Genomic DNA, 5,413 nt, shown 5'->3' on the forward strand with positions numbered 1-5,413 from the left:
TTCATTGACAATTCTTTATTCCTTGGCAATGGATTCAATATAAGTAAATCAGATAGATGTATGAAGGAGTGATCATGAAAATAATTCCCATTATCACATTGTTACTTGGAACGTTTGTATATGCCGGAAATGTATATGTCTGTGAGTATGAGTACCAGGCAGACCTTTGCGTATATGTGGTTGAGTATGAGTATCAGGCTGACCTTTGCGCGTATGTTGTTGATTACGCATACCAGGCTGATGATGAAGACGCGCTCTGGTATTTTGTTGATTACGAATATCAGTCCGATATTGAGATTTACTACGTTGAGTACGAGTATCAGTCAGATCTGTGTGTTTACTTCGTTGAATATGAATACCGGGCCGGCTGGGAAGAAAGCAGCAAGTGGCAGGGCAGATTGCACTGACTGATCTTGATGTTTCAAATTAGTTCAATGAACGGATAGACGTACGCATGAATGTTATTCTTGCTCTGACACTTGCAATAATTCCAGCTGTTATCATTGTCATCTACTTCTACAGGAAAGATAAAGCAAAACCGGAACCCAAAGGGTTAATCATCAGAATATTCCTTCTGGGGCTGTTCTCCACTCTGCCTGCTCTCATACTTGAAATGGCCATCAGTGAATTCAGGGGAATCCTTAAACCGAACCAAGTTCTTTCCCCGATCTTCACGGCATTCGTTGTAGCTGCTCTTGTAGAGGAGAGCATTAAACTGTTCATCGTCCGGCGGGTTGCTTTCAGGAAGAAATGCTTTGATGAAATCATGGATGGAATTGTCTATGCAGTAGTTGCAGGTATGGGGTTTGCCTGTCTTGAGAATATTCTTTACGTACTGGGAAGAGGGCTTACAGTAGCTGTTCTCAGAGCTTTTACCTCTATACCGCTTCACGCTGCTGTCTCTGTAATAATGGGATATTACATCGGTATGGCGAAATTCTCAAAGAATAAGGGAACAGGACGCCGATTAATCTGGAAGGGGTTTCTATTAGCTGTATTTTTTCACGGACTCTATGACCTGTGTATCTTTGCTGTTCCATTATGGAATCAGTTCATAGCGCTCGGGATTCTGCCTGTATTGATATGGGTAATAATTCTGGCTAGACGAAAGGTTAAACTCGCTCTCATGCAGGATTCAGAAGCAGGAAGAATTAAAGTTCCAGCCTGAAAAACTGGCAGATATAATTTTAAAATGTATATTACATGTAACGGGGCGAAGCTGTATTCAGGCTTTGTCTTTTCCTTTTTAACAGCAGGACAAACAGAGTTATCTCGTGTTATTCCAGGAGTTGAATATTATGAATATCAGGCATGAAATACAGGATTACACTGGTATTCTTGCAGGTTCTGTGTTTTTTGGAATTGCCTATTCCTGGTTCTTATTCCCATTCCAGATCTCTCCGGGAGGAGTTGCAGGACTGGCTCAGGTCCTCTATTACTGGACAGGTGTCACAGAGAGTATCTGGATGTTTGGTTTTAACGTTCCACTCTTCTTTCTGGGATACTATTTTATAGGAAAACAATTCGGTATCAGGAGTTTTGTCGGAATGCTGATGGCTAACACTATGTGCTGGGTATTTCAGCCTTCTCATCTCTCATTCCTTTCCAGTTACAGCGAAATAGTCTATAATGTTGCTGGAGATGGGGAACTTCCCAGGCTTGCAATGTTTCTTTCAGGTAAATCGGAAATGGACATTCTCCTGGCTTCTGTTGCCGGGTCTGCTCTTCTGGGAGTAGGGCTCGGTTTGATTTTCAAATTCCGGGGTTCTACAGGAGGGACCGATATTCCTGTTGCCATTCTGAAGAAGTTTACAGGGGTTTCAATCAGTACCGGTTACTGGATAGTTGAATCTCTCATAATTCTTACAGTGGGAGTTGTTTTCAAGAATCCTGCAATCGTAATCTGGGCATACCTGAACCTTTTCCTTACAAGTAAGATGACTGATTTTGCATCGGAAGGAATGCCATATGTGAAAGCTGTGATGATTGTGACAAAAAAACCGGACCAGGTCCGGGACGCAATTTTTGAAAAGCTTAACAGAGGTATTACTTTCCTGAAGGCCGAAGGTGGGTACAAACGTGAAGAAAAAGATGTTATTTATGTCTGTATTCATAGAAGACAGGTAATGATGCTTAGAAGGATTCTTAAGCATATCGATCCGGATGCTTTCATGGTTCTGCATGATGCCTATGATGTAATGGGATATGGGTTCAAGCAGCGGACGCTGACATTTTGACAATAACATGCTGAACATCAGCAGTTTGGCTATATAATGTTAATCTACTTATTCTAACAGGAAGAATCCGGTGAAAACCATACAGTTTTTCGATACTCATTGTCATCTCTTTATGAACCCCCTTCGTAGAGACACAGAGGGGGTTCTCCACCGTGCGAGGACTGCAGGGGTAACCCGGTTGATTGTTCCTTCTGTTGAAGCTGAATCCTGGGATCAGGTAAAAGCTCTTGCAAAGAGATCGAGGATATATTCCGCGCTTGGCATCCACCCATGGTGTGCTGATGATGAACTTGATACAAAATACCTTGAAAATGAACTTATCGCTTCCTCGTCGGTAGCTGTTGGTGAGATCGGACTGGATTACAAAGTAGAAATTCCTGACAGGAATACTCAGATTCGTGTTTTCCGGCAACAGCTGGACGTTGCGCTGAAGCTAGACCTTGCTGTAATTTTACACTGTCGCGGAGCATTCGAGGAAATACTGTCGATTTTGTCTGAAGACAGTTATAGAGGCAAGATCAGGGGAGTAGTACATTCGTTTTCAAGGGGGACACAGCTCGCACGACGATTTCTTGATCTTGGATTCTTCCTTGCTTTTGGCGGAGCTGTAACAAGACTCCGAGCAAAAAGAGCTAGAAAATCCGCCGTTTTTATCCCATCAGACCGAATTCTGCTTGAAACCGATGCTCCCTCAATCGGGATGGAAGGGCTTGCTCAAGGTGAGGTGGAGCCCGCTCATGTGACAAAAGTAGCTCATGCGATTGCTGAATTACGTGAAACAAGTGTCGAGGATATAGCCGGGATAACCTGGGAAAATGCCTGCAAGCTGTTCGGGATTGATTCTGATGACTGAAAGACGGTTTGATCGGGTTGTGGATCTTCTTGGAGAGAAAACTCACAATAAACTGATGAAAACAAGAATTACCGTAATTGGACTCGGTGGAGTCGGCTGTCATACTGCAATCGCACTTGCCAGATGCGGAGCCGGAACTCTCAAACTTGTTGATTTTGATCTATTGACAGAAACTTCACTTAACAGGAATCCGATTGCCGGATTGAGCGATATTGGTAAACCAAAGGTTGAAATACTCGCTTCGCAATTGAGAAGAACCTGCCCGGACACTGAGATAGAAACGCTTGTAGAATTCTTTCATGAGGATACCGCTGCGAAAATCCTTGCTTCTCCTCCGGATATTGTCGTTGATGCCATCGACAGCCTTAATCCAAAAGTCGCTCTTCTTGAATACTGCGTCAGGAATCATATCCCTGTCGTAAGCAGTATGGGCGCATCAGGGAGGAGGGATCCTTCACTTGTAAGAAGGGGTGATATCTCGAAGACAAGCAATTGTCCTCTCGCAAAACAGCTGCGCAAGTATCTTCGCAAGAGGGGAATATGTAAGGGTATTCAATGTGTTTACTCGGTGGAATCGGCCGGGAAACATGCTCTGCCACCGGATAGGGATGATCAGATACTGGAAAGAGGCAGAATCCGGAACTGCATACCAAGTCTGATTACAATGCCTGGAATATTCGGATACGCTCTGGCTGATCTTGTACTGGAATTCTTAGAAGAATAAAACAAAATGATTCTTGTGCAAGACAATTATATCGCGGACCGGAGAAGAAAATGCCGCTGGATACGGCTGACATAAACCTTGGTGCAAAGCGGCGTATCCTTGCCAGTCCGCGTTGATGCGATTGATATCCTTTCAAGTAACTTGAATCAAGTTTCTTTTAGATGTGGGCTCAAGCAGCGGGCTGGGACGCTATTTTCTTTTCTTTGCCTTGGTGTATACTAAACCTCGTTCTCTTTTTCCGATGGCCATAACGTAGATAAATATTTCATCATAATTTTCTTCATAGACAAGCCGATAACCTACTGCGCGCAATTTTATTTTATATACATTCTTGAAACCTCGTAACTGGCTACTCGGAATACGTGGATGCAATATTCTTTCTTTCAGCTTTTTCTTGAACTGTGTTTGAGTAGGAGGAGCGAGCTTTTTCCACTCTTTCAGTGCACTTGGTAGAAATTTGACCTTATAGATCATCAATTTCAATTTCTATGGAGTTTTCTTTCTCATGTGCACGATTTATTACGATCTGAGCCAATTCAGCGTCCTCAAGCCTATCCATGAGCCACTCGTAAGTTTCTGCTGGAATAAGATATGCAGTAGGTATATTATGATTCAGAATGGTAATTGGTGAGCCTTCTGCTTCATTTAGTAGCGCAGTTGGATTTTTCTTTAGTTCTGAGATGCTTGCAGAACACCTTGAGAGAACTTGTTCCATGATAACGTCTCCTATTCTGGAATCAATATTTATTTCATACTATATATAGATCTATATTATGGTCATTATGGTCATATCAAGAGTTTTTCTGGTGTTCTATTTTTGTGGATAACGACTGAGCTGAGAGATTTCAAGGGCTTCAGTCCTTGAAATCCTTCTCAAGCGATTTGTTAAACATCTTTGTCTTGTTCGTGTTTCTCCAGCCAGTTCTGGCAATAGCCAATCCATAGTTGCTCGTGTTCATCAGGCTCGACCACCCGAGCAATGAGGTCTGAGATTCTCTCCACTCCACGATCCGGACCCTCACGATGGATATGGATGTATAGATCAGTCGATCCCTCAATCATAGGTAATTCATCGAATTGCGCTGCAATCTTAATAGCACCGTTCAATAGGGCCGCTACAGCTCGTGCGTGACCATCTATTAGGCTCAACTCACCGTCGATTCGGGTGATGAGAACCGGAGGAAGGTTCTTTTGCTCGTTGTTTACCCAAGCATCGAGGATTCTATCTAGCTTGGCGCGATTGACATACCAGTTGTTGGGCCTCAACTCAGCCAGAGGAACCATCCGTGAACGAATTTCAATCATCTTGTTTTCCTGCTAATTTCGGTGTGTCTAATGTAGAGTTGACCTGTAAAAACGTGCGCGTACTCGTGCTTGGCGCGGTTTGTGCGTGAAAGAGCGAAACGATTAGCACAAACCGTGACGAAGTTTTATCAGGTTGAAGCGATTGTTCTGCGCTTGTATTTCGAATTACCATTCAATTCCTAGAACTATCTCCTTCTCTTCTTCTTCCTCTACTTGTTTGAAACCCAATTTCTTATAAAGATTCAACGCATTTATATTATCTACATGAACAGCTAAACAAAGTTTTCTATATTT

8 protein-coding genes are annotated in these 5,413 nt (G+C 42.9%); 5 read left to right on the forward strand and 3 right to left on the reverse strand.

The features are described 5' to 3' along the window. The first annotated feature begins 74 nt into the window (after window positions 1-74). The 5 genes from K8R76_12295 (at window position 75) to K8R76_12315 (ending at window position 3,814) form a co-directional block, all read left to right on the forward strand. Window positions 75-407, forward strand: coding sequence for a DUF6150 family protein (locus tag K8R76_12295; GenBank protein ID MCD4848958.1), 333 nt, complete (start codon window positions 75-77; stop codon window positions 405-407). Between the two features lie 47 nt (window positions 408-454). After that, window positions 455-1,168 (forward strand): PrsW family intramembrane metalloprotease, encoded by a 714-nt coding sequence (locus K8R76_12300; protein MCD4848959.1) that lies wholly within the window; start codon window positions 455-457, stop codon window positions 1,166-1,168. Between the two features lie 130 nt (window positions 1,169-1,298). Further along, window positions 1,299-2,237, forward strand: coding sequence for a YitT family protein (locus tag K8R76_12305; GenBank protein MCD4848960.1), 939 nt, complete (start codon window positions 1,299-1,301; stop codon window positions 2,235-2,237). A 70-nt stretch (window positions 2,238-2,307) separates the two neighbouring features. Then, the gene (locus K8R76_12310; GenBank protein MCD4848961.1) at window positions 2,308-3,090 is read left to right on the forward strand and encodes a TatD family hydrolase; all 783 of its coding nucleotides are present in this window, start codon (window positions 2,308-2,310) and stop codon (window positions 3,088-3,090) included. After that, window positions 3,083-3,814, forward strand: coding sequence for a tRNA threonylcarbamoyladenosine dehydratase (locus K8R76_12315; protein MCD4848962.1), 732 nt, complete (start codon window positions 3,083-3,085; stop codon window positions 3,812-3,814). Before K8R76_12310 ends, K8R76_12315 begins: the two co-directional genes overlap by 8 nt. 189 nt (window positions 3,815-4,003) lie before the next feature. On the opposite strand, the gene K8R76_12320 is transcribed toward K8R76_12315, so the two are convergent. From K8R76_12320 to K8R76_12330, 3 genes are all read right to left on the reverse strand, one after another. Beyond that, window positions 4,004-4,288: a type II toxin-antitoxin system RelE/ParE family toxin gene (locus K8R76_12320; GenBank protein ID MCD4848963.1), complete on the reverse strand. Its 285-nt coding sequence runs from the start codon at window positions 4,286-4,288 to the stop codon at window positions 4,004-4,006. After that, entirely contained in the window at window positions 4,278-4,529 is a 252-nt protein-coding gene (locus K8R76_12325) for a type II toxin-antitoxin system Phd/YefM family antitoxin (GenBank protein MCD4848964.1), read from the reverse strand. Before K8R76_12325 ends, K8R76_12320 begins: the two co-directional genes overlap by 11 nt. A 170-nt stretch (window positions 4,530-4,699) precedes the next feature. Then, the gene (locus K8R76_12330; GenBank protein ID MCD4848965.1) at window positions 4,700-5,119 is read right to left on the reverse strand and encodes a hypothetical protein; all 420 of its coding nucleotides are present in this window, start codon (window positions 5,117-5,119) and stop codon (window positions 4,700-4,702) included. Between the last annotated feature and the right edge of the window lie 294 nt (window positions 5,120-5,413).

The organism is Candidatus Aegiribacteria sp. (assembly GCA_021108435.1).
In the GTDB taxonomy this organism is placed as follows: domain Bacteria; phylum Fermentibacterota; class Fermentibacteria; order Fermentibacterales; family JCC-6; genus Aegiribacteria.

Bases quoted from the DNA above. Each gene is read 5' to 3' on its own strand.
- K8R76_12325 (MCD4848964.1), bottom strand. From the start codon at position 4,529: ATGGAACAAGTTCTCTCAAGGTGTTCTGCAAGCATCTCAGAACTAAAG.
- K8R76_12320 (MCD4848963.1), bottom strand. From the start codon at position 4,288: ATGATCTATAAGGTCAAATTTCTACCAAGTGCACTGAAAGAGTGGAAA.
- K8R76_12305 (MCD4848960.1), top strand. From the start codon at position 1,299: ATGAATATCAGGCATGAAATACAGGATTACACTGGTATTCTTGCAGGT.
- K8R76_12330 (MCD4848965.1), bottom strand. From the start codon at position 5,119: ATGATTGAAATTCGTTCACGGATGGTTCCTCTGGCTGAGTTGAGGCCC.
- K8R76_12315 (MCD4848962.1), top strand. From the start codon at position 3,083: ATGACTGAAAGACGGTTTGATCGGGTTGTGGATCTTCTTGGAGAGAAA.
- K8R76_12295 (MCD4848958.1), top strand. From the start codon at position 75: ATGAAAATAATTCCCATTATCACATTGTTACTTGGAACGTTTGTATAT.
- K8R76_12300 (MCD4848959.1), top strand. From the start codon at position 455: ATGAATGTTATTCTTGCTCTGACACTTGCAATAATTCCAGCTGTTATC.